Origin of the sequence: Streptomyces sp. PU-14G, assembly GCF_041028275.1 — a bacterium.
Lineage (GTDB): Bacteria > Actinomycetota > Actinomycetes > Streptomycetales > Streptomycetaceae > Streptomyces.
This window is the reverse complement of sequence record NZ_JASKYT010000095.1, coordinates 1-21,998: the sequence shown is the minus strand read 5'-3', so window position 1 is coordinate 21,998 and position 21,998 is coordinate 1. Positions and strand designations below refer to the sequence as shown.

18 protein-coding genes are annotated in these 21,998 nt (G+C 72.7%); 9 read left to right on the top strand and 9 right to left on the bottom strand.

The genetic code is table 11. The features are described from left to right. Positions 1–109: 109 nt before the first annotated feature. Entirely contained in the window at positions 110–580 is a 471-nt protein-coding gene (locus AB8Z75_RS14145) for an indole-3-glycerol phosphate synthase (protein WP_369201857.1), read from the bottom strand. A 79-nt stretch (positions 581–659) separates the two neighbouring features. Next, the gene (locus AB8Z75_RS14140; protein WP_369201856.1) at positions 660–1,460 is read right to left on the bottom strand and encodes a pyrimidine reductase family protein; all 801 of its coding nucleotides are present in this window, start codon (positions 1,458–1,460) and stop codon (positions 660–662) included. A gap of 73 nt (positions 1,461–1,533) precedes the next feature. On the opposite strand from AB8Z75_RS14140, the gene zapE reads away from it, so the two are divergent. Beyond that, on the top strand, positions 1,534–2,658 hold the full coding sequence (gene zapE, locus AB8Z75_RS14135; protein WP_369201855.1) for a cell division protein ZapE: 1,125 nt from the start codon (positions 1,534–1,536) through the stop codon (positions 2,656–2,658). A 90-nt stretch (positions 2,659–2,748) separates the two neighbouring features. Next, on the top strand, positions 2,749–4,167 hold the full coding sequence (locus AB8Z75_RS14130; protein WP_369201854.1) for an alkaline phosphatase PhoX: 1,419 nt from the start codon (positions 2,749–2,751) through the stop codon (positions 4,165–4,167). An 87-nt stretch (positions 4,168–4,254) separates the two neighbouring features. Here AB8Z75_RS14130 and AB8Z75_RS14125 read toward each other — a convergent pair whose 3' ends face one another. Together AB8Z75_RS14125 and AB8Z75_RS14120 are read right to left on the bottom strand one after the other, a co-directional pair. Next, on the bottom strand, positions 4,255–4,932 hold the full coding sequence (locus AB8Z75_RS14125) for an ABC transporter (RefSeq protein ID WP_369201853.1): 678 nt from the start codon (positions 4,930–4,932) through the stop codon (positions 4,255–4,257). Then, positions 4,929–5,888 (bottom strand): ATP-binding cassette domain-containing protein, encoded by a 960-nt coding sequence (locus AB8Z75_RS14120; RefSeq protein ID WP_369201852.1) that lies wholly within the window; start codon positions 5,886–5,888, stop codon positions 4,929–4,931. The genes AB8Z75_RS14125 and AB8Z75_RS14120 overlap by 4 nt, the downstream gene beginning before the upstream one ends. A 135-nt stretch (positions 5,889–6,023) precedes the next feature. Here AB8Z75_RS14120 and AB8Z75_RS14115 point away from each other — a divergent pair, with 135 nt between their 5' ends. The 4 genes from AB8Z75_RS14115 to AB8Z75_RS14100 all read left to right on the top strand — a co-directional run bounded on the left by AB8Z75_RS14115 (position 6,024) and on the right by AB8Z75_RS14100 (position 11,007). Then, positions 6,024–6,689 carry a peptidyl-tRNA hydrolase gene (locus tag AB8Z75_RS14115; RefSeq protein ID WP_369201859.1) on the top strand — a complete coding sequence of 222 codons (666 nt, stop codon included), beginning with the start codon at positions 6,024–6,026 and terminating at the stop codon, positions 6,687–6,689. Positions 6,690–7,069: 380 nt separating this feature from the next. Beyond that, entirely contained in the window at positions 7,070–7,726 is a 657-nt protein-coding gene (locus AB8Z75_RS14110) for a GAF and ANTAR domain-containing protein (RefSeq protein ID WP_369201851.1), read from the top strand. A gap of 178 nt (positions 7,727–7,904) precedes the next feature. Next, positions 7,905–9,080 (top strand): PP2C family protein-serine/threonine phosphatase, encoded by a 1,176-nt coding sequence (locus tag AB8Z75_RS14105; protein WP_369201858.1) that lies wholly within the window; start codon positions 7,905–7,907, stop codon positions 9,078–9,080. Between the two features lie 352 nt (positions 9,081–9,432). Next, complete coding sequence (locus AB8Z75_RS14100) at positions 9,433–11,007, top strand: peptide MFS transporter (protein WP_369201850.1); 1,575 nt, start codon at positions 9,433–9,435, stop codon at positions 11,005–11,007. A gap of 171 nt (positions 11,008–11,178) precedes the next feature. On the opposite strand, the gene AB8Z75_RS14095 is transcribed toward AB8Z75_RS14100, so the two are convergent. Both AB8Z75_RS14095 and AB8Z75_RS14090 read right to left on the bottom strand, forming a co-directional pair. Next, positions 11,179–13,098: a serine/threonine-protein kinase gene (locus tag AB8Z75_RS14095; RefSeq protein WP_369201849.1), complete on the bottom strand. Its 1,920-nt coding sequence runs from the start codon at positions 13,096–13,098 to the stop codon at positions 11,179–11,181. A 374-nt stretch (positions 13,099–13,472) separates the two neighbouring features. Beyond that, a complete protein-coding gene (locus AB8Z75_RS14090) occupies positions 13,473–14,057 on the bottom strand; it encodes a hypothetical protein (RefSeq protein ID WP_369201848.1) in 585 nt (194 codons plus the stop codon). A 608-nt stretch (positions 14,058–14,665) separates the two neighbouring features. On the opposite strand from AB8Z75_RS14090, the gene AB8Z75_RS14085 reads away from it, so the two are divergent. Next, positions 14,666–16,267, top strand: a complete 1,602-nt coding sequence (locus tag AB8Z75_RS14085) for an alpha/beta hydrolase (RefSeq protein ID WP_369201847.1) — start codon at positions 14,666–14,668, stop codon at positions 16,265–16,267. Positions 16,268–16,280: 13 nt separating this feature from the next. On the opposite strand, the gene hemQ is transcribed toward AB8Z75_RS14085, so the two are convergent. Then, the gene (gene hemQ, locus AB8Z75_RS14080; RefSeq protein WP_369201846.1) at positions 16,281–16,997 is read right to left on the bottom strand and encodes a hydrogen peroxide-dependent heme synthase; all 717 of its coding nucleotides are present in this window, start codon (positions 16,995–16,997) and stop codon (positions 16,281–16,283) included. After that, complete coding sequence (hemG, locus tag AB8Z75_RS14075; protein ID WP_369201845.1) at positions 16,994–18,445, bottom strand: protoporphyrinogen oxidase; 1,452 nt, start codon at positions 18,443–18,445, stop codon at positions 16,994–16,996. The genes hemQ and hemG overlap by 4 nt, the downstream gene beginning before the upstream one ends. Before the next feature lie 135 nt (positions 18,446–18,580). Between hemG and AB8Z75_RS14070 the strand changes: the two genes are divergently transcribed. Then, entirely contained in the window at positions 18,581–19,981 is a 1,401-nt protein-coding gene (locus AB8Z75_RS14070) for an FAD-dependent oxidoreductase (protein ID WP_369201844.1), read from the top strand. 33 nt (positions 19,982–20,014) lie between these two features. On the opposite strand, the gene hemE is transcribed toward AB8Z75_RS14070, so the two are convergent. Beyond that, positions 20,015–21,112 (bottom strand): uroporphyrinogen decarboxylase, encoded by a 1,098-nt coding sequence (hemE, locus tag AB8Z75_RS14065; protein WP_369201843.1) that lies wholly within the window; start codon positions 21,110–21,112, stop codon positions 20,015–20,017. A 75-nt stretch (positions 21,113–21,187) separates the two neighbouring features. Between hemE and AB8Z75_RS14060 the strand changes: the two genes are divergently transcribed. Then, positions 21,188–21,859, top strand: coding sequence for a DUF3000 domain-containing protein (locus tag AB8Z75_RS14060; RefSeq protein ID WP_369201842.1), 672 nt, complete (start codon positions 21,188–21,190; stop codon positions 21,857–21,859). The last annotated feature ends 139 nt before the right edge of the window (positions 21,860–21,998 follow it).

The following is a 21,998-nucleotide window of genomic DNA, read 5'->3' as shown; positions in this document are numbered from 1 at the left end:
ACGCCTTCCCCTGGCACGCGCCGCCCGGCCGCCCGCCTCCCGTCACACACCGCCCGGCCCGCACTCCGCGCGGCCAGGACCACCCCGGCGGCGGCGCCCCCGCACGCGCTCACTCCTCGTTGTGCGCGAACAACTTCAGCACCGGGACGCCCACCTTGTGCCGGGCCCGCGAGGCCCAGTCCCGGTGGAAGAACTCCTCCACCAGGTGGGGGGCCGTCAGGACGATCACCTCGTCGGCGCGGGTCTGCTCCGCGACGGACTTGAGAACGTCGAGAGGGTGCTCGTCGATGATCTGCCCGACCGCCTCGGAGCCGGCTTCTCTGAGCCGTTTGAGCGAGAGCTCGAGGAACTGTTCGGCGGGCCCGACGGCCTCACCGCCCTCGGGCTCGTCCCCCTCGTGCACGACCTGGTCCAGCTCGCCGAGGGCCACGTCGTCCAGCGCCCGCAGCAACCGGTCCTGGTCACCGCGCGGCTGGAGGAGGACGACGAAGGAGACGGGCTCCTCGCCGTGCAGTGTCGTGACCATCTCCACGTCGGTCGGCACCAGCGGCTTCTCGATCATCAGCACTGTCGTGATCACGACGGGCGCCCCTTCTCCTGTCGGAAAGAAACCATCCTGCGCTTGTCAGTCTGCCCAGCAGGACGAAAAGCGGAACGTCTCATTCCGCTCGATCCCTGCCTGCCCGCGCCCTGCGGTACCGCGTGAACAGGAACCCGCCCTCCTCCAACACCCCTTCGAGCGAGAACGCGTCGGGGTCGGGCAGCAGCGGTCCGTTCATGATCCGCGGAGCCGAGCCCGCCACGATCCGCGGGGCGATCGACAAGCACAGCTCGTCGAGTACCCCGACATCGGCGAACTCCCCCAACAGCGTCGGGCCGCCCTCCGTCAGCTGCCGCCGCAGGCCGCGCGCGGCCAGCGCCGCGGGCACCCGGGCCGGGTCCACCGCCGCCCCCTCCCCGGCGAAAACCACCTCGGCGCCGGCCTGACGGGCACGCGCCACCCGGTCCTCGGGGGCGCCCTGGCCGGTCAGCAGCAGCGTCGGCACGACGGGCTCGGTGAACAGGGGCTGCGCGAAGTCCAGCTCCAGACCGGCGCTGACCACGGCGATGGCGGGCACAGGGGCCTGCCCCAGCGCGGCACGGCGGTCGGCGAAACCGGAGCGCCGCTTCGCGGGCCTGTACCCCTCCTGACGCACGGTCTGCGCGCCGACGACCACGACGTCCGCGAGCGCCCGCAGCACTCCGAAGATCCGCATGTCCGCCTTGCCCGAAAGCGGCTGGGAGCGGCCCCCGTGGTGGATGGCACCGTCCAGCGAGGCGACCATGTTGCCGCGCAGCCACGAGCCGGCACCGCCGGTCTCCTCGCCCACCGGCGGGTAGGCGTACTCCTCGGCGATCTCCTCGATGCTCCACTGCGGAGCGGGCTGGCGGTCGGTGCTCGAGAGGAACAGGCGTCGCATGGGCCGCAGTGTGGCACGGCGCACGCCGGGCGGGCGGCACACCGCCCACACCCGGCCGACTAGCATGACAATCGTGTCAACGACCGAAGCGCACATATCCCCAGCCGCCTCCCGGCCCGCCGACGCCGCAGACGCCGACGACGGAGCTCCCGTCGCGCTCGCCGACCGCGAGCCGCACGTCCCGGCCGAGCAGCTGGTGGCCGAGATGGTGCCGCCACCGCGCTTCGACGGTGTGCGCTTCGCCACATACCTTCCCGACCCCGCGCAGCCCAGCCAGACCGAGGCCGTCCGGGTCCTGAGCGGGTTCGCCGACGGCCTCGGCGGCGGGGCGGGCCGTACGGCGGGCGCGCGCAGGCGCTGGTTCCGGCGCGAGCCGAAGCAGCAGGCCCCCGGCGGCCCCCGCGGGGTCTACCTGGACGGCGGGTACGGCGTCGGCAAGACGCACCTGCTCGCCTCGCTGTGGCACGCGGCCCCGGCCGCGCCCGAGCGCAAGGCGTTCGGCACCTTCGTGGAGCTGACCAACCTGGTGGGGGCGCTCGGCTTCCAGCAGACCGTCCGCACCCTGGCAGAACACCAGCTGCTGTGCATCGACGAGTTCGAACTGGACGACCCCGGCGACACGGTGCTGGTCTCCAGCCTGCTGGCGAAGCTGGTGGGCAACGGCGTGGCGCTGGCCGCGACATCGAACACCCTGCCGGGCAAGCTCGGCGAGGGGCGGTTCGCCGCGGCCGACTTCCTGCGGGAGATCCAGGGCCTGTCCGCGCACTTCCGCACGCTGCGCATCGACGGCGAGGACTACCGCCACCGCGGGCTGCCCGAGGCACCGGAGCCCTCCACGGACGACCAGGTCACCGACGTCGCCCAGCGGACCGCCGGCGCCTCGCTGGACGCGTTCCCCGCGCTGCTCGGCCACCTCTCGCGGGTCCACCCCAGCCGGTACGGCGAGTTGGTCAGGGGCGTCGGCGCGGTCTGTCTCACGGACGTGACACCGGTGCCCGACCAGTCGACGGCCCTGCGCCTGGTGGTGCTCGCCGACCGGCTCTACGACCGCGAAGTGCCCGTCGTCGCCGCCGGAGTGCCGTTCGACCAGCTGTTCAGCGAGGACATGCTCCAGGGCGGGTACCGCAAGAAGTACTTCCGGGCGATATCCCGGCTGACCGCGCTCGCCCGGGACGGCAAGGCTCTGGCGGACGCGTAACAATCAGTTGCGTCCCAAGCGGTGTGAGCACACTGGCGTGCGTGGTACACACACTCGGGTCACCTGTCCGCCAACAGGAGAGAGTGCCCGATGCCCACGACACGACGCCAAGCGCTGGCCAGAACCGGAGCCGTTGGGGCGACCGTCGCCTTCAGCGGCGCGCTCTCGGAATTGTTCACAGGGACCGCCGCGGCCCAGGCCACCGGCGGCAGCGCGGGCTACGGCCCGCTCGTCCCCGACCCCGACGGACTGCTCGACCTGCCCGAAGGCTTCCGCTACAAAGTCCTCTCCACCGAGGGTGACCGGCTCCGCTCCGGCGAGGGCAAGGTGCCCAGCAACTGCGACGGCATGTCCGCCTTCCCCGCGCGCCGGGGCCACGGCCACGGAAAGGGCCACGGCAAGGGGCACGGCCACGGAAAGGGCCACACCTGGCTCGTCCGCAACCACGAGAACCGCAAGGACTCGCGCGTCCCCGTGCCCACCGTCGAGGGGCTGACCTACGACCCCGAGGGCGAGGGCGGCTGCACCGTCCTCGAACTGGACGGCGACAACGACGTGCTGACCGAACGCGTCGGCATCGCGGGCACCTCGACCAACTGCGCGGGCGGCCCCAGCCTGTGGGACACCTGGCTCACCTGCGAGGAGACCGAGTTCAAGGCGGGCGAGGAGGGCTACACCAAGGACCACGGCTTCATCTTCGAGGTCGGCTTCGACCTCCGCCGCCCCACCTCGGTCGAGCCGCTGAAGGACATGGGCCGCTTCCAGCACGAGGCCGTCGCCTTCGACCCGCACACCGGCGTCGTCTACGAGACCGAGGACGCCTTCGACGCGCCCTTCGGCCTCTTCTACCGCTTCCTGCCCCGCAAGCCCCGGGGCGGTTACGGCTCGCTGCACGCGGGCGGCACGCTGGAGGCCATGCGCGTGCCCGGCGTGGCCGACCTGTCCTCCGTCACCGAGACCGGGACCACCTTCGAGGACATTGAGTGGGTCGAGGTCCCCGACCCGCTGGCCAAGGAAACCGCCATCCGCTTCCAGGACTTCGGCAAGGGCGGCATCACCCACGCCCAGAAGCTGGAGGGCTGCTACTGGGGCGGCTCCTGCGTCTACTTCGTCTCCAGCTACGCGCGCAGCGCCGAGGGCTCGCAGCGCGACCACTTCGGGCAGATCTGGCGGTACGACCCGCGGCGGCGGCGCCTCACCCTCGTCATCCTCTTCGGCCCCGACACCGACGTGCAGCTGCCCGGTGAGGAGCCCGACAACATCTGCCTCGCCCCCAGCGGCGGCCTGATGGTGTGCGAGGACGGCGCCGGCGCCCAGCACGTCTTCGGACTCACCCGGCGCGGCACCGTCTACCCCATGGCGCGGGGCGCCCAGAACATCGGCACCCCCGAAGAGCCCGAGTGGGGCGAGTTCGCCGGTGTCACCTTCGCCCCCGACGGCCGCACCATGTACGTCAACTGCTATACGCCCGGCACCACCTTCGCCGTGACAGGTCCCTGGCGGCACTGACACCGTTCCGCCCCCGGGGAGAGGCCCCGGGGGCGGGCCTCACGAGCGGCGGACCTCACGGGCGGCAGGCCTCACGGGCGGCAGGCCTCACGGGCGGCGGGCCACCACGGCGCAGGCGGCCCACGCGGCGAGCCCGGCCACCGCCAGCGCGCACAGCAGCGGCACCCACGGCACGTCGACGCCTCCCCGCGCGGAGGCACCGGACAGCGCGGAGACCGCCGCATGCGCCGGCGAGACGCCCGCCACGAGGGCCAGGACCGTCCCCAGCAGGGACGCCCCCACCGCGTAGCCCCGCGACCTGACGAGCGGACGGTTGCACAGCACCCCCACGGCCGCACCGACCAGCACACAGGTGAGGACCCCGCATCCGCCGGCCACGACCGCGGGCGCGACCGGGACGGCGTCCCCGCCGTCCGTGCTCCGCTGCTCGCTCACCGCGGTGACGAGGCTTACCGCCGCGCCTCCCACCGCAGCCGACGCCATCGCACCCGCCGCGACGCTCCCGAGGTGGACGCGGCCGGGACCGGTGGTGGCGGCGGCGCAGTGCCGGGCCGCCTCCGGCTCGGCCGTCACGCAGACGCGCACCAGCCACACCGCGGTGGGCAGCAGCGCGGCGGCGGCGAACCCGAGGGAGTCCAGCACCGGATCACCCGCGCGCACGCCGACCGCCAACAACCCCGCGTACAGCAGCAGCGGCGCGAGCCAGCGCTGCGAGCGCACGAGCACGGCGAACTGGTAGCGCGTCAGTGCGAGCGTCCCTCTCATCCCGGCCCCTCCCCCTTCCGCACGGAGCCTGCGGGACCCCGCTCCGGTACGCCCGCGACCCCGCGCAGTGCGTCGTCCTCCCCCACGCCGTCGTCCCCCCGTACGGAGCGCACGTGCCAGCCGGGGCGGGCCGCCAGCAGTGTGCGCAGGGCCGCGTCGGAGACGGCGGCGGGCACGGTCAGGAACAGCACGCCGTCCGGCGTCACCCGGCAGCGCGCACCGTGCGGCAGCCCGGCGGGCGCGTCGGTTCCCGGTGTCCCCCGCGCCTCGATGCGGAACATCGGCGGCGAGGAGCGCGGTTGGGACCCCGCGCGCCCCTGCGGGACGCTCCGCGCCCTCTCCACCCGGCCGCCCGCCGCGACCCGTACGACGGCGTCAGGTTCCGCGGCCAGTCGTGCGGGGTCGTGATCCACGAAGACGACCGCGCCGCCCTCGGCGACCCGCTCACGCACCACCTTGTCGAGGACCGCACGGGCCGCCTGGTCGAGCCCGGTCCACGCCTCGTCGAGCACCAGCAGGTCAGGACGGCCGACGAGGGCCTGGGCCACGGCCACCTTCTGGCTGCTGCCCTTGGACAGCTCCCGCATGCGCGTGCCGGCGAACTGGTCCGCGCCGAGCCGCTCCAGCCAGCGCGCCCCCTCCCGGGTGGCCGCGCGCCCGCGCAGTCCGCGCACACGCCCGAGGTGGGTGACGTACGCCGCAGCGGTCAGCGGCAGGGCGGCGGGGAACCGTTCGGGGACGTAACCGCGTGCCCCGGGCAGCCCCCGTACCCGGCCCGCGCTGGGGGCCTCGATCCCGGCGAGCAGCCGCAGCAGGGTGGACTTCCCGCTGCCGTTGCCGCCTTCGACGCGCAGCAAGGTGCCCGCGCACACCTCCAGGTCGACGCCGCGCAGTATCCACCTCCCGCCCGCCCGGTACCGGCGCCCCACGTCGTCCAGCGTGACAGCCCAGCTCATGGCAGCAACGCTAGCCGCTGGCAGACTGAGCGGGTGACCGTTTCGACCTCTGCGCCCACCCCGGAGCCCGCAGCCGGGACCCCGGAGCCCGCCGCGTCCCGCGAGCAGCCCGCCGCCGAGCCCGACCGCTCCGTCCTGCCCCTCGTCGTCCGCATCGAGCGGACGGACCCGCCCTCCCGCACGGACGCGCTCCAGACCGCGGCCCGCGCGGTCCTGGCGCTGCTGTCCGATCCGCGCACGGTGGAGGAGACGGGCGCGTGGCACGAGCGGGTGCGGCAGTGGGAGGAGCGGCAGATCCGCAAGGTGGTGCGGCGGGCACGGGGCGCCGAGTGGCGGCGCACGGAACCGCTGGGCGGGCTCACCGTGAGCGGCCACCGTGCCGAGGTGCGGGTCTTCCCGCCGGTGCCGCTGGACGGCTGGCCCAAGGAGCTGGCACGGCTCCAGGTCTCCGGCACCGACCTGGCCGAGACGGAGCCCCTGCACACGCCGACGGCGGACGCACCCGTACTGTGGCTCAACCCCGGGCTCCGGATGTCGGCGGGCAAGGCGATGGCACAGGCGGGCCACGGTGCGCAGCTCGCCTGGTGGCGGCTGGAGCCGGCGGCGCGGGATGCCTGGCGCGAAGCCGGCTTCCCCCTCGCGGTGCGCACGGCGCACGACACCGCGCACTGGCACGACCTGACCACCGACGAGCTGCCGGTCGTCCAGGACGCCGGGTTCACCGAGATCGCCCCCGGGGAAACGCTCGCGGTCGAAGGGGGCAGCCGGTTCTGCCCGCTCCCGCGCGGAACGCGGCAGTAGCGCGCGATCCCGCGTCGGCGTCTCGGCAGCCCACGGGCGCCGGACGTCGGCGCCTCATGCCTGCGTCTCGTACGCCCTCACGCTTCCGACGAAGCCCACGCTGCGGCTTCACCACCGAGCCCCCCTCTTGGACTCGGCGGTGTGTTCCCGGCGCAGCGGTGGGATCGTCCGGGACCAGCCAGTTCCGGTCGCCTGCCGCATATGCGTGCGCCTGGTGATGGAGGATGGACGGCAGCGGTCCAAAGCTCCGCGCGTGCCGTCCTTCTCCGGCCCGCTGGGTGAGCGCGTCCGCTGAGCGCCGACCAGGGGCCGAGTCCCGGAGTGAGAGCAGGAAGAGCGAGCGGGTGAACTGGGAACATTTTGCGAAGCGAATGGCGTCGATGGCGCGGGATCTGCTGGCGCAGGATTCCGTCGAGGCGACGCTGGAGCGGATCACGGATTCTGCGGTGGAGATCGTGGAGGGGTGTGACGCGGCCGGAATTCTCGTCCTGCAGGGCAGCCGGGTGCAGTCCCTGGCGCCGACGGACGCCGGTGTCGTCCTCAGCGATGAGACGCAAGGACGCCTGGGCGAGGGACCCTGTTTCGACGCGGCCCGCAGCGGCGTCGAAGAGCGCGTCTTCCGGATCGAGGACCTGACCGCATATCAGGACCGGTGGCCCCGGTTCGTCGCCGAGGCCCGCGAGCTGGGTATCGGCAGCATGATGGGCTTCCTGCTCTACACCGGCACCGAGGAATTCGGCGCCCTCAACTTCTACGCCGAGCGTCCCGCCGCCTTCGGTGCCAACAGCGAGACCTCCGGGGCGATGCTGGCCTCCCACGCCGCCGTCGCACTCTCCAGCGCCCGTCACGCCGACCAGATGCAGCAGGCCCTCGACACCCGCCACAGCATCGGGCAGGCCATGGGCATCTTGATGGAACGCCACCGTCTCAACGAGAACGACGCCTTCGGCACGCTGCGGCGGCTGTCCCAGGAACGCAACGTCAAGCTGCGGGAAATAGCCCGGCGCGTGTGCGAGACCGGAGGCGCCGTCTCCTGACCGGGCGGGCGTGGCCGTCGGTGTTCGGGTGAGGGGCTTGGCCGTCCGCTGCCGGTGGTATGCCGTCCACCGTGCCGGACCTCAGCCTGACAAGACGCGTGGGAAGGGAGCACAGGTGGGCGACGACGGGTTTGATCAGCTTCCGCGGCTGCTGACAGCGGCGGAGACGGCGCCACCGGTGGCGGCGGTGGATGTGGTCGCCGAGAACCTGCGGCGCCGGTTTCAGGCCGACCAGGTCTCCTTCCTCATCGTGGACCTGACGGGCAAGGCGGTGGTGCGGCTGACGACGGCTGCCGAGGTGGAGGCCGGAGGCGAGGCGGAGCGCATCGAGCTGTTCGGCAGCGTCTACGAGCAGGTGGTGCGCACCCAGCAGACGCATCGGGAGGAAACGGTCCAGGGGCAGCGGATGATCGCCCCGGTCACCAACCGCGGGGACGCCATCGGTCTGCTGGAGCTGCTGCTGCCCTCCGGCCAGGGCAAGGACGTGCTCAAGGAGGTCGAGGAGGCCGCGCACGCGCTGGCCTATATCGTGATCGCCAACCAGCGCTTCACCGACCTGTACACCTGGGGCAAACGCTCGCGGCCCCTGTCCCTGGCCGCGGAGATCCAGCACCAGCTCCTGCCCCCCTCGCTCGCCTGCGAGGCCGCGCAGTTCGCCCTGGCCGGGACTCTGGAGCCCTCCGAGTCGATCAGCGGGGACACCTTCGACTACACCCTGGACCGGGACACCCTGCACCTGTCGGTGACCGACCCCATGGGCCACGACCTGAACGCCGCACTGGCCGCTACCGTCCTCCTCGGCGCCCTGCGCGGCGCCCGTCGCGCCGGAGCCGGCCAGGCCGAGCAGGCAGCCCAGGCGGACCAGGCCCTGACCAGCCACGGCGGTGGACATGCCACCGGCCAGCTCCTGCGCGTCAGCCTGACTACCGGCCAGGCGCGATTGGTCAACGCCGGCCATCCCAGGCCACTGCGCATACGCGCAGACACCGTGGAGGAGATCCGCTGCGAGGTGGACCGCCCCTTCGGCCTGGCCGACCTCGAACCGGCCTCCTACCGCATCCAAGACCTGGACCTGCGCCCCGGTGACCGTCTGGTCATGATGACCGACGGCATGCTGGAACGCGGAGCGGAAAAGGTCGACCTGCTCGCCCTGCTGGTCGACACCCGCCACCTCCACCCACGCGAGACCGCGCTCGCCCTCACCACCGCCGTCCTGGACGCGGCCGGCGGACGGCTGCAGGACGACGCCACCGTCATGTGCCTGGACTGGCACGGCCCCCAGGAGATCCAGCGGCAGGTCAGTTCCGGCGCGGACACGGGACAGGCCTCATCCGGCCGCCCCACCCAGCCGTAGCGAGTGTCGTCAGGGCGAGAAGGCCGCAACGGCAAGGCGTCAGGGCCACGTCCATGCACCGGCTCTCAGCGGACGGACGGACGGACGCGTCGTGGCTGTCGGCGGAGGCCCGCAGTGTGCTCGAAGTTCCGTCGCGCCGACGGGGAGCTGGGGTGAGGCGGGCCGTGCGGCGCCCCGGTCGAGACCACAGAATCCGCCGTCCCCGCCGTGCAGGTCCGCCCACAGTCCGTCACCACCGCATTTTCGTTGCACCCTCTTCCCTCCCGCCCCTTGGCTCACGCGGCTGTCCGGCCAACACTGGGCGACCACGGGAGGGTTCGTACGGATGGGACGGGAGTGACGGGAGAGCGGGATGGCTTCGTCCGAGCGAGAGGGCGGCGGTACCCCCGGCCGCGGATTCTTCGGACACCCACGGGGGCTGGCGACCCTCTTCTTCACGGAGGCGTGGGAGCGCTTCTCGTACTACGGGATGAGAGCCATCCTGCTGTACTACATGTACGACGAGGTGCGCGACGGCGGCCTCGGCATGGACGAGGGAACGGCCAGCTCGCTGGTCGCGGTCTACGGCGCGGCCCTCTACATGGCCGCGATCGCCGGCGGCTGGGTGAGCGACCGGCTGCTGGGAGCGCGGCGTGCCACGCTGTGGGGCGGCTTCCTCATCATGTGCGGGCACGTGTGCCTGGCGATACCCCTCGGAAGAACGGCGCTCTTCGCCTCGATGGCCTTCATCGTCGTGGGCACCGGGCTGCTCAAACCGAACGTCACCGTGTCGGTCGGCAGGCTGTACGCGCCGGGAGACGCACGCCGGGACGCCGGGTTCTCCCTCTACTACATGGGCATCAGTGTCGGTGCGGTGCTGGCTCCGCTCCTGGTGGGCTGGCTCGGCCAGAGCTACGACTACCACCTCGGCTTCGGGCTCGCGGCGGCGGGCATGGCGGTGGGCCTGCTGGTCTACGTACGCGGCCGGCGCCACCTGAGCAGCACCGACCTGCTCGCGCCCCATCCCCTGCGCAAGCGGACCGGGGGAGGCAGGCCGCGGGCCGTGTGGCTGAGCGCCGGCTCGCTCGCCCTCCTCCTCGCACTGGTCTCCGTGGCCGCGGCGGCCGGTGCGGTGACCGTCGAGCGCATCGTGGACTTCCTCAGTGTGCTGGCCGTGGCCCTGCCGGTCGGGTACTTCACCATGATGCTCCGCAGCAGGCGCACCACGCCCGTCGAACGGCGCCGGGTACGCGGTTACCTCCCGCTGTTCGTCGCTGCGGTCTTCTTCTGGCTCATCCAGGAGCAGGGCGCCAGCGTCCTCGCCCAGTACGCCGACCACAGCACCGATCTGGATGCTCTCGGCTTCGAGATCCCCTCCTCCTGGTTCCAGTCCACCGGCTCCTTCGTCCTCATCGTGCTGACGCCGCTCTTCGCGGTGCTGTGGGTGCGGTTGGGCCCGCGGGCGCCGTCGGCGCCGGTCACGTTCGGCTCCGGGCTGGTACTGGCCGGGCTCTCCTACGTGCTGCTCGTCCTGCCCGCGATGCAGCCCGGCAAGAGCAACCCGCTGTGGCTGCTGGGCAGTTTCGCGGTGCTCACCGTCGGCGAGCTCCTGCTCTCCCCCATCGGCCTGTCGGTGACGACAAAGGTGGCACCTGCCGCGTTCACCACCCAGATGATGGGGCTGTGGCTGGCCTCCAACGCCGCGGCCCAGGGCATATCGGCCCAGGTCGTCCAGGTCTACGACCGCTCCCACGCGGCCGACTACTTCGCAGTGGTGGGCGGAGCCGGCGTCGTGGTGGGCCTCCTGCTCCTCGCCGCCACGCCCTTGGTCAACCGCAGGGTCGGCGACCTGGACGGCACTGCGGACACCCCTGCGGCACCGCCCGGGTCCGCCGGGCGGCACCCGACCGGGCCGCAGGTGCCCGGGCCCCGGCAGAAGGGAGCCTGAGCCGCAGGAGAGGGTGCCTGAGCCGCGGGAGAGGGTGCCTGAGCCGCGGGAGAGGGTGCCTGAGCCGTGGGAGAAGCAGGCCGTTGCGCTCTCGCCCGGGTCAGATCGTCGCCTTGGCCCCTGTGCCGGTGTTCTCCCCCGCTTCGGGTGGCCCCGGAACAGGGGCGCCGCTCAGAAGCCGTGATGGACGGTCCCGGCTTCGGTGACGGCGCCGTGCTCCAGACCCTGGGCCTTGAGGATGTCCGCGTACTCACCGCTGTCGATCAGCTTGTCGAGGGCCTTCGAGAGCGCGTCGCGCAGGGCGGTGTCCGAGCTGTCCACAGCCATGCCGAGCGGGATGTCGTCTGTCAGGTCGGCCTTCACCAGGTGCAGCTCGCCGTCGGAGTTCCGCGCCTGCTCAACGGCGAACGGAAGCTCGGTGATCCTCCCGTGCAGTGTGTCCGTGCGGAGAGCCGCGTCGATCGAGTCCGCTCCGCACACCTCGCTGGAGGTCCGCTTGACCGCCTCCTCGACGAAACCGTGGTTGAGGAGTGAGAAGTTCTTGCCGCACAGGTCGGCCTTCGACCGGATGTCCTGAGCGGTCTCCCGCGGGGCGACGACGGCGTACCCCACATCGAAGTAGTGGATGAGGGCCAGATCCCGCTCTTCCCCCTCGAAGTCGTCCGGGCCACCCGGCATGGCGAGGTCGTATGTTTCGGCGGGCGGTCCCGGCTGCAGGTCGTTCTCGTCCTCCCGGTTGAGGAGGCCGCTGAGCATGTCGCTGGGGTTGTCGACGGTGAAGAGCTCCACCTTGAGGCCCAGTTGGTCGCCGAGTGCACGGGCCAGGTCGGGGCCGATGGTGGGGGTGTCGCCGTCGGACGGGGGTACCGCGCCGTCGTTCACCGCCACCTTGAGGGTTCCCGGTTTCCAGAGACCGAGTGTGTTCGTCCGGGCGCTGCTGCTCGGGTTCGCTGACACCTCCGCGTCGTCGGACGGGGATTCGGCGAGGTGGACGACCGTTGCCGTCAGTGCCACTGCCAGCGCCACCGAACCGGCGGTCAGCCAGTTCCGCCGGTGCCGGAGCAGGGGAGAGGGCCGGGCAGACGGCGGTGCGGAAGACGAGGTGCCGGGCACGGTCGCTGGTGCGGTGACCCTGGCGGTCGGAGCCGCCGGGCCGTCCTCCGCACGCCGCCGTACGGTCAGTGCCGTTCCCTCCGTTCCCTCCGCTCCCTCCGCTCCCCCCGCTCCCTCCGCGGCGGCGGCCAGCATGGTGTCGAGCCGCTCGGCGGAGGGCCGTCGCGCCGGATCGACGACGAGGAGTTGCGTCAGTACGGGGGCCAGAGCCCCGGCACGGACAGGTGGTGGTACCTCGCCGTCGAGGACGGCCGCCATGGTGGCAAGGGCGGTCGCCCGCCGCATGGGGCTGTGGCCTTCGACGCAGACGTACAGCATGAGGCCCAGCGACCAGAGGTCCGAGGCGGGGTCGTCGTCCTTGCCCCTGATGCGTTCGGGGGCGATGTACTCGGGTGTGCCGATGAGCTCACCGGTCGCGGTCAGCGTCGCGGACGCTCCCGTGGCCAGGGCCGGATCGGTCCGCTGGAGGGCGGCGATGCCGAAGTCGGTGAGCACCGCGTTGCCGTCCGGGCGCAGCAGCACATTGGCGGGTTTCACGTCGCGGTGGCAGATTCCGGCGGCGTGTGCAGTGCGCAGTGCGGCGAGCACCTGCCGGCCGACACGAGCGCCCTCCCGCGGCTCCATCCGCGTCCCCTGGTCCAGAAGATCCGCCAGGCTGCCGCCCGGCACAAGCTCCATCACGAGCCAGGGGAAGGAGCCCGCGGTGTCCTCCACGACATGGTGGATCGTCACCACGTGCGGGTCGCTGATCCGAGCCAGTGCACGGGCTTCACGCAGCACGCGTTCGCGCAGCACTCCGGACGCCCCGGCGCCCTCGGCAGCGGGACCGTGGGCAGGTGGGGTGACCTGTTTGACGGCGACTTCCCGGTGCAGCACCCGGTCACGCGCCCGCCACACGGTGCCCATCCCGCCACGGCCCAGGCGTTCCGCCAACTCGAAGCGCTCGCCTACGACTTCACCACTGCGGCCCTCGACCATGGGTGCAGAGTAGTGGCTCGTCCGTGCCCCGGCACCACATCTGCCACGTCCGCACAGCATCCGGGACGCAGCGCACGACTCGACCGCACTCCCTTGCGCCTCGGCCGCGACGCCTCTGTGGTGCCGCCCCGGTTGTGCCGTGCCGCCCCGGCCGTGCCACCTCGGCCGCGCCCCCCGGTCGTGCCGCACGGCTCCGACGCGAGGACCGTCGGGGAGCAGCCGACCGGTCAGCCGGCCACCCGGTCGCCGACGAGGACGGGGCAGGAGCGTGCGTGAGTCCTCTCCGAGACTGAGCCGAGCGGAGAGGCCCACCGCACGCGCCCTGCCCCACGGCCAGGCGGAGGGCGCCGGCCGTATCCGGTCTGCTTCCGGCGTCACTCCCCGGAGAGATCACCCACCGTGACCGGGAACTTGTCGAGCGTGGCGATCGGCTCGTTCCTGTCCGGATAGACCAGCTCAATCGGGTTCTGCAACTTGTACGGCGCCCCCTCGGGCGGGAAGTTGTCGAGCTGCCCGACGAGCTTGCCGGGGTTCTTCGTCGTCAGCACCAGGGGTTCAGCCCGCGCGGTCCTGACCTGTGCCTGCTGAGGCGGGTCCTCGATCGTCACGTTGAGGTCGAGGAACAGGACCTGTTCGAGCTTCGGGGGGAACCCCGTGGTGAGCCTGATGAGGTTCTCCGGGTTCACCTCCGCGTCCTTCTTGTCGAGGGTGATCCGGCCGGGCAGGGCCTGCGCGGCCATGCTGCGGGCGGAGTGCGGCGTGCCGGTGAGGTGGAAGCGGGGGACGGCGACGCGGACCGCTTCGGCCGGGTTCTTGCCCGGCGCCTTGCTGATCTCGAAGCGCAGGTCACCCGTCAGGTCGACGGTGTAGGTGTGCTCTCCGAGCTTGATCTGGGTGCCCTTCGCGGTCACGTCCAGATCGAAGGACTCACCGGGGGCCGGGGGCTTGAGCTGGGGCATGAGAAAACCTCTCACTGTAGAGGGCTGAGGTGCTCTGACACCGCCGTTATGCCCGTAGACCACTCAAACAGCCGAAAAAGCGGGTCAACAACCCGAAAGGACTGTAAGCCGTATGAGGGTAAAGTATGACGATAAACCCTGAATGCCTGTCGTATGGCGGTCGAACGGCCCGTCGGACCGGCTCCCTCGTCCCGGGGTCGAAACCTGCCGCTGCCCGGGGCGCAGTTTGCGCCCGCGGGCGTGACGGCGGAGCATCCGGCGTCGCGCTCGGCATGCGTCGCGCTCGGCATGCTGACGTGCTGCCGCATCCCTGACAGGCGGCGCTGGGCCCGAAGCAGCGCGCGCCCGGCGGCAGCGGCTTCCTGCCCCGCACCGGGGGCTCCCACCCGCGCGTGCCCTCCGCGCGAGCCCTCCTGGTCAGGCGGACACCGTGGCTCGGAGCGGCGGACGGGCCGGCCGGCCGGCCGAGGGGCCGTACGAGGGGTCGTGGGCGACACCCGGGGGCGTTGCTTTACATGAGCGTATGAGCGGCTGAGCATCCGATATGAACAGCGGTGCCCCACGGCACGGCTGACGGAGTGACAGCGACCAGCGCCAGGGAGCCCACAGTGCGTGCAGCGGTGATGACGGCGAGCGTGGCAGCGCTGGCCGTGACGGTGGCACCCGCCGCGCCTGTGGCGGCGGCGCCCGCCGGGGCGGTGACGGAGGCGGTGGGGGTCACCAGGGCGGCGGCGGAGGCGGCCCACACAGGGGTGGAGTGGGGCGGGTGCCCAGAGGTGGAGCACCTGCCCGGCCCTGTGGAGTGCGGGACGGTCGAGGTACCCGTCGACTACCGCGAGCCGGACGGTGAGCGGGTCTCGCTGACCGTCAGCAGGGCGCGGGCCACGGGCAAGCCGCAGGAGCGGCTGGGGCCGCTCGTCTACAACCCCGGCGGACCCGGCGGAAGCGGAATGAGCTTCCCCCTCTACCCGAGGCTGGGCGGCCTGTGGAAGCGGCTGAACGAACGGTACGACTTCGTCGGGTACGCCCCGCGCGGGGTCGGGCGTTCCGATCCGCTGTCGTGCCAGGACCCCGAGGAGTTCGCGAAGGGCCCGAACCCGTCTCCGCGGCACCCCTCGGCCGCCTTCAAGGAGAAGATGCGGGAGAAGGCCGCCGCCTACGCGGAGGGCTGCGCCAAGGCGCAGCCCACGAGGCTGCCGCACTACACGACGGCGAACAACGCCAGGGATCTGGACGTGGTGCGCGCCGCGCTGGGGCAGCGGAAGCTGAGTTACCTGGGTGTCTCGTACGGGACCTACATCGGCTCGGTGTACGCGACGCTCTTCCCCGGGCACGTCGGCCGGCTGGTGCTGGACAGCGTGGTCAACCCCTCGTCGGACAGCGTGTGGTACCGGGCCAACCTGGAGCAGAACCGCGCCTTCGAGCGCCGCTGGGGCGACTGGAAAAGCTGGGTGGCGCGGCACCATGACACGTACCGCCTGGGAACGACGGCCGAGGAGGTGCAGAAGTCCTTCGACGCGGCCATGGCGGCGGTGCGGCGAGACCCTCCGGGCGGCACGGTGGGGCAGAAGGAGCTGGTGGCCGCGTTTTTGAACACCGGGTACGCGGACGCCTTCTGGGCACCGTACGCACGGGCGCTGGCCTCGTACACGGCCGGGGACCCGAAGCCGCTGGTGAGCCTGGCGGCACCCGAGAAGGCGGCGGCGAAGGGCGAGGAGAACGGCAACGCCGTCTACAACGCGGTCGAGTGCCAGGACGCGCCCTGGCCGCGCGACTGGGACCGCTGGGACCTGGACAACACGGCCTCGGCGGCCGTCGCCCCGTTCAACACCTGGGAGAACGCCTGGATGAACCTGCCGTGCGCCTACTGGAGGACCGAGCCGTCCCACCCCGTGGAGGTGGGCACCGGGCCGGGCGAGCTGCCAGAAGTGCTGCTGGTGGCCGCGACCCGGGACGCGGCCACCCCGTACGAGGGGGCGCTGGAGACCCGGCGCAGGCTGGCGGGCTCCTCGCTGGTGACGGAGCAGGGCGCGGGCAACCACGGGGGGAGCGGCGGCAACGCGTGCGTCGACGCGCACGTGGAGCGGTACCTGTTCGAGGGCAGGACACCCGGACATCACGCCGAGTGCGCCGCCCGGCCCGAGCCGAAGCCCGGTGGGCGGCACCGGGCGGGGGCCAGGCCGGCCTCCCACACCCGGGCCGCCCGCTGAGCGGGGGCTGAGGCTACGCCAGCCCGGCCACCAGTTCGGCGACCGGCTTGCGGCGGCCGGTGTAGAACGGAATCTCCTCGCGGACGTGCCGCCGCGCCTCAGAGCCGCGCAGGTGCCGCATGAGGTCGACGATGCGGTGCAGTTCGTCCGCCTCGAAGGCGAGGATCCACTCGTAGTCGCCCAGCGAGAACGCCGGAACGGTGTTGGCCCGCACGTCGGGGAAGCCGCGCGCCATCTTGCCGTGGTCGGCGAGCATCCGGCGGCGGTCCTCGTCCGGCAGCAGGTACCACTCATAGGAGCGCACGAACGGGTAGACGCTCACGTAGTCGCGCGGCTGCTCGTCGGCGAGGAAAGCCGGGATGTGGGACTTGTTGAACTCGGCGGGACGGTGCAGCGCCATGTTCGACCAGACGGGCTCCAGCGCGCGGCCCAGCCTGGTGCGGCGGAAGCGGTTGTAGGCGTCCTGGAGGGCGTCCGACTCCTCCGCGTGCCACCAGATCATCACGTCCGCGTCGGCGCGCAGCCCCGAGACGTCATAGGTGCCGCGGACCACGACGTCCTTGGCGGCGAGCTGACCGAACAGCTCCTCCACCTCGTCCGCGTACCCGGCACGGTCCTCGGGCAGCACGTCGCGCAGCTTGAAGACGGACCAGAGGGTGTAGCGGATGACCTCGTTGAGGTCCTTGGCCTTCTTGCCCGCGTTGGGGGCCTTCGGCTGTGCGTCGGTCATGGCTCTCTTCTCTGTTCTCGTTCGCCGGTCTCCCCTGCCTGGGGGACCGTCCGGTCGGCGGGATGCTGGAGGAGATGGAGGGCCGCGCGGCGGCCCGCGGCGACACAGGCGGGGACGCCCACGCCCTCGTAGACCGCGCCGGCGACGGCCAGCCCGGGGACCCGGCCGACGGATTCCTTGATCTGCGACACCCGCTCCAGGTGCCCCACCGGATACTGCGGCAGACCACCCCGCCAGCGGGTGACCAGCGTGTCGACCGGGCGGGCCGCCAGCCCGGTGGCGGCGCGCAGGTCGCCCAGGGACAGCTCGACCAGATCGGCGTCGTCCCTCTCGAGCACCTGCTCCTCGCCGTGCCGGCCGAGCGAGGTGCGCAGGACGAACAGGTCGGGATCCTGCTCGGCGACCCAGCCCCACTTGCGGGTGGAGAAGGTGGCCGCCTTGATCGCGCGCCCGTCCACCGGCGGCACCAGGAAGCCGCTGCCGTCCGGCAGGCCCTCGCAGTCGGCCCGGCGGAAGGCCAGGGTGACCAGCGCCATCGAGGCGTACGCGACCTGGTCGAGACCGGCCGCGGCGGCCGGCGCGTGCGGGGCCAGCAGACGGGCCGCCGCGGGTGCCGGCGCGGCCACCACGACCGCGTCGCCGCGCACCGTTTCGTGGTCGGTGACCGCGATCCAGACCCGGGCGCCTTCCTCGCCCGCCGTACGGCGCAGCTCCCGCACCGGCGTGCTCAGCCGGATGTCGGCGCCCTTGGCCGTGCAGGCGTCGGCCACGGCCCCGGGCAGCCGGCCGATGCCGCCTTCGATGCCCAGGAAGACCGGGCCCGTGCGCACGGGCCCGGCGGCGGCCCGCTGCTGGATTGCGCGCACCCCGGCCAGCAGGGAACGCTCGTCGCGGGCCGCCTCGTACAGCTGCGGCACCGCCGCCCGCAGGGAGATCCGGTACGCGTCACCGGCGTAGACGCCGCCCAGCAGGGGTTCGACGAGCCGGTCGACGACCTCGCGGCCGAGCCGCCGGGCCACGTAGTCACCCACGGCCACGTCCTCGCCGACCTCGGTGCGCGGCAGTCGCTCGTCCTCCGCGATACGGGCCAGCCCCTCAGGCGAGACCACGCCCTCCACGGCCGCCGGATCGCCGGGCACGCCCATTACGTGCCCCTTGGGCATGGGGCGCACGGCGCCGCGTGTCCACAGCGCGCCGCCCGCGACGGACGGCGGCGCCAGCCGCTCGCCGAGCCCGACCGCGCGGGCCAGCTCCACGGCCTCGGGGCGGCGGGCCAGCAGGGACTCGGCACCCAGATCCACGGCGGCGCTGCCGGCGATGCTTCCGGCACGCAGCTTGCCGCCGAGGCGGGCCCCGGCCTCCAGCACGGTCACCCGCGCACCGTCCGCGAGGAGTTGGTGCGCGGCGGCCAGCCCCGAGATGCCACCTCCGATGACAAGTACGTGCATATCGCAAGTCTCGCAGAGTGCCGGATGGTGCATAACGTGGGGCCCGGTAGCGGGTCAGAAGAAGTGGGACAGCACGGCAGGCGTAGAAGTGGGAAGCACAGCAGGCACGGGCGGGACGGCGAGAGGAGCTCGGTGATGGCGGCGGAGCGGATGGTGGTCATCGGTGGCGATGCGACGGGCATGTCGGCCGCCTCGCAGGCCCGCAGGCTGCGGAAACCGGAGGATCTGGAGGTCGTGGCGTTCGAGCGCGGCCCCTTCTCCTCGTACTCGGCCTGCGGCATCCCCTACTGGGTCGGCGGCGATGTCCAGGAGCGGGACGCGCTGATCGCCCGCTCGCCCGAGGAGCACCGCTCACGCGGCATCGACCTGCGGATGCGCACCGAGGCGGTCGAGCTGGACGTCGCGGGCGCACGGGTGCGGGTGCGGGACGAGGCGGGCACGGAGCGCTGGGAGGGCTACGACCACCTGGTGCTGGCCACCGGCGCCGTGCCGATGCGCCCGCCGCTGCCCGGCGTCGACGCCGAGGGCGTGCACGGGGTGCAGACGCTCGACGACGGCCGCCAACTGCTCGACGCACTGGAGCAGCGCGTCGAGCGGGGCGGCGGCTCGGGGGGTGGCGGCGCGCGGCGGGCGGTCGTCGTCGGCGCGGGCTACATCGGCGTCGAGATGGCCGAGGCGTTCGTCAAGCGCGGCTACGAGGTGACGGTGCTGGAAAAGGCCGAGCAGCCCATGTCCACGCTCGACCCCGACATGGGCCGGCTGGTGCACGAGGCCATGTGCTCCCTGGGCATCGAGACGGTGCTCGAAGCCGCCGTCACCGAGGTCCTCACCGACGAGGACGGGCGGGCCCGCGGGGTGGCGACCGAGGACGCCGAGTATCCGGCGGACGTGGTCGTGCTCGGCCTGGGAGTGCGGCCCGCGACGGAGCTGGCGCGCGCCGCCGAGCTGCCGCTGGGCACGTCGGGCGGGCTGCTGACGGACCTGGCGATGCGGGTGCGGGGCCAGGAGAACGTGTGGGCGGGTGGGGATTGCGTGGAGGTCCTCAACCTCGTCTCCGGCCGCGCCCAGCACGTCCCGCTGGGCACCCACGCCAACAAACACGGCCAGGTCATCGGCCAGAACATCGGCGGGGGCTACGCCACGTTCCCCGGCGTGGTGGGCACGGCCGTCAGCAAGGTGTGCGATCTGGAGATCGCCAGGACGGGCCTGCTGGAAGCACAGGCCTCGGCGGTCGGGCTGCGGTACGAGAGCGTGCTGATCGAATCCACCACCCGGGCGGGCTACTACCCGGGCACGCGCCCCATCCACGTCAAGATGATCGCCGAGCGCCGCTCGGGGCGGCTGCTCGGCGTCCAGATCGTCGGCCGGGAGAACGCGGGCAAGCGCGTCGACATCGCCGCGGTCGCCCTCCACGCGGGCATGACGGTGGAACAGATGACCTCACTGGACCTGGGCTACGCCCCACCGTTCAGCCCCGTATGGGACCCGGTCCTGGTGGCCGCCAGAAAGGCGGCGGCAGCGGTGCGCGCGGGATGAGCCCCGGGCGGCGCCGCGCCCCGGGGAGGGGGCTCAGCCGGTGTGCTCGTGCACGTACGCCACCAGGTCGGTCAGCGCCTGCGGGTCGGTGTCCGGCAGCACGCCGTGGCCCAGGTTGAAGATGTGCCCTTCGAGACCGCGAGCGGCCTGCAGGATGCGCCCGGCCTGCTGCTCCACGGCCTCGCGGGGCGCGAAGAGAACCGCCGGGTCGAGGTTGCCCTGGATCGCCTTACCGGGGCCGACCCGGCGGGCCGCCTCGTCCACCGGCACCCGCCAGTCGGCGCCGACGACATCGGCGCCGGCCTCGCCCATCAGCGGCAGCAGCTCACCGGTCCCGACACCGAAGTGGATCCGGGGCACGCCGTAGGGGGCCACGGCCTCGAAGACCTTCGTCGAGCCCGGCAGCACGCGGCGCCGGTAGTCCTCGGGGGCGAGCGCACCGACCCACGAGTCGAACAGCTGCACCGCGCTCGCGCCCGCCTCGATCTGCACCTGCAAAAAGGCGGCGGTGATGTCGGCGAGGCGGTCCACCAGGTCGGCCCACAGCTCGGGCTCGCCGTACATCAGGGCCTTGGTGCGCTCGTGGTTCTTGGAGGGGCCGCCCTCGACCAGGTAGCTGGCGAGGGTGAAGGGCGCCCCGGCGAAACCGATGAGCGGCGTGGCACCCAGCTCGCGGGTGAGGATGCCGATCGCCTCGGTCACGTAGGCGACGTCCTCCGGCTCCAGCGTCCGCAGCCGTTCGAGGTCCGCGCGGCTACGGACGGGCTTCTCGACGACGGGGCCGACACCGGGCTTGATGTCGACGTCGACACCGATGGCCTTGAGGGGGACGACGATGTCGCTGAAGTAGATCGCCGCGTCCACCCCGTGCCGCCGCACGGGCTGCAGAGTGATCTCGGCGACCAGATCGGGCCGCATGCAGGAGTCCAGCATCCCGATGCCCTCACGCACCTTGCGGTACTCGGGCAGTGAGCGCCCCGCCTGCCGCATGAACCACACCGGCGTGTGCGGCACCGGCTCACGACGGCACGCCCGGAGAAACGCCGAATCGAGGACAGCGTCCCGGCCGGGGTCGGCTGTGGCGTGCGGTGTCTGCGTCGGCTGGCCCACGGGGCGGTCGTCTCCACTCACACAAGGAAGTCTCCCACGGCCGAACGGGGTGTTCCTACCAGCCTCAAGGCCCGCCGCCGCCTACTCTTCGGACCCATGACTGCGGGTCGGGCAGCGAAGGCGGGAGGCTTCGGCGGAGTGGAAGACACCGGCGGGACGGGCGGTTCTGGTGGCGGTGGCGGGGACTCCCTCCCCCCACCCTTCCGTGCGGCGGTCACCGCGCTGAGCGAGACACGGCCGCGCCCCGAAGTGAGAATCTCCCCGCTGCCGGCGCCCAAGCGGCTGGCGCCGTACGCGTTCGCCCTGGAGGCGGCCGTGACCGAGCCGGACGACGCGGGCGTCGAGCTGGCCGACGGGCGGTTCGTGCTGCTGCACGACCCGCAGGGCCAGGAGGGCTGGCGAGGCACCTTCCGGGTCGTCACGCTGACCCGCGCCGAGCTGGAGCCGGAGATCGCCGCTGACCCGCTGCTGCCCGAGGTGACCTGGTCCTGGCTGACCGGCGCCCTGGAGGCACGGAGCGCCGGGTACGGGGAGGCGAGCGGAACGGTCACGCGGTCGAGCTCCGCGTTCTTCGGCGGCCTCGCGGAACGCCCCGCGGAAGAGGTGCTGGAGATCCGCGCCAGCTGGACCCCCGAGGGCTCCACCCCGGACGCCTCCGCGCACCTGACGGCCTGGTGCGAACTGCTCTGCCAGTGCGCCGGATTGCCACCGGAGACCGGCGAGGGCACCTCGGTGGTGCAGCTTCCACAACGCCGCGGCCCCCACTGACGGCCACCGGGCCCGCGCGGCACGACGACCGACCGGGCCACCGGGCCCTCGGGCCCCGGGCCCGTCCCGGCGGATTCCGAACGGCCCGTCCCTCCCCTCGCCGCCAAGCACCGGCCTGCCCGGCACCGCCGACACGTAC

Coding starts and splice junctions, on each gene's coding strand:
- AB8Z75_RS14140 (WP_369201856.1), bottom strand. CDS start 1,460: ATGCGACGCCTGTTCCTCTCGAGCACCGACCGCCAGCCCGCTCCGCAG.
- AB8Z75_RS14130 (WP_369201854.1), top strand. CDS start 2,749: ATGCCCACGACACGACGCCAAGCGCTGGCCAGAACCGGAGCCGTTGGG.
- AB8Z75_RS14125 (WP_369201853.1), bottom strand. CDS start 4,932: ATGAGAGGGACGCTCGCACTGACGCGCTACCAGTTCGCCGTGCTCGTG.
- AB8Z75_RS14120 (WP_369201852.1), bottom strand. CDS start 5,888: ATGAGCTGGGCTGTCACGCTGGACGACGTGGGGCGCCGGTACCGGGCG.
- AB8Z75_RS14110 (WP_369201851.1), top strand. CDS start 7,070: ATGGCGCGGGATCTGCTGGCGCAGGATTCCGTCGAGGCGACGCTGGAG.
- AB8Z75_RS14100 (WP_369201850.1), top strand. CDS start 9,433: ATGGCTTCGTCCGAGCGAGAGGGCGGCGGTACCCCCGGCCGCGGATTC.
- AB8Z75_RS14095 (WP_369201849.1), bottom strand. CDS start 13,098: ATGGTCGAGGGCCGCAGTGGTGAAGTCGTAGGCGAGCGCTTCGAGTTG.
- AB8Z75_RS14090 (WP_369201848.1), bottom strand. CDS start 14,057: ATGCCCCAGCTCAAGCCCCCGGCCCCCGGTGAGTCCTTCGATCTGGAC.
- hemQ (WP_369201846.1), bottom strand. CDS start 16,997: ATGACCGACGCACAGCCGAAGGCCCCCAACGCGGGCAAGAAGGCCAAG.
- hemG (WP_369201845.1), bottom strand. CDS start 18,445: ATGCACGTACTTGTCATCGGAGGTGGCATCTCGGGGCTGGCCGCCGCG.
- AB8Z75_RS14070 (WP_369201844.1), top strand. CDS start 18,581: ATGGCGGCGGAGCGGATGGTGGTCATCGGTGGCGATGCGACGGGCATG.
- AB8Z75_RS14060 (WP_369201842.1), top strand. CDS start 21,188: ATGACTGCGGGTCGGGCAGCGAAGGCGGGAGGCTTCGGCGGAGTGGAA.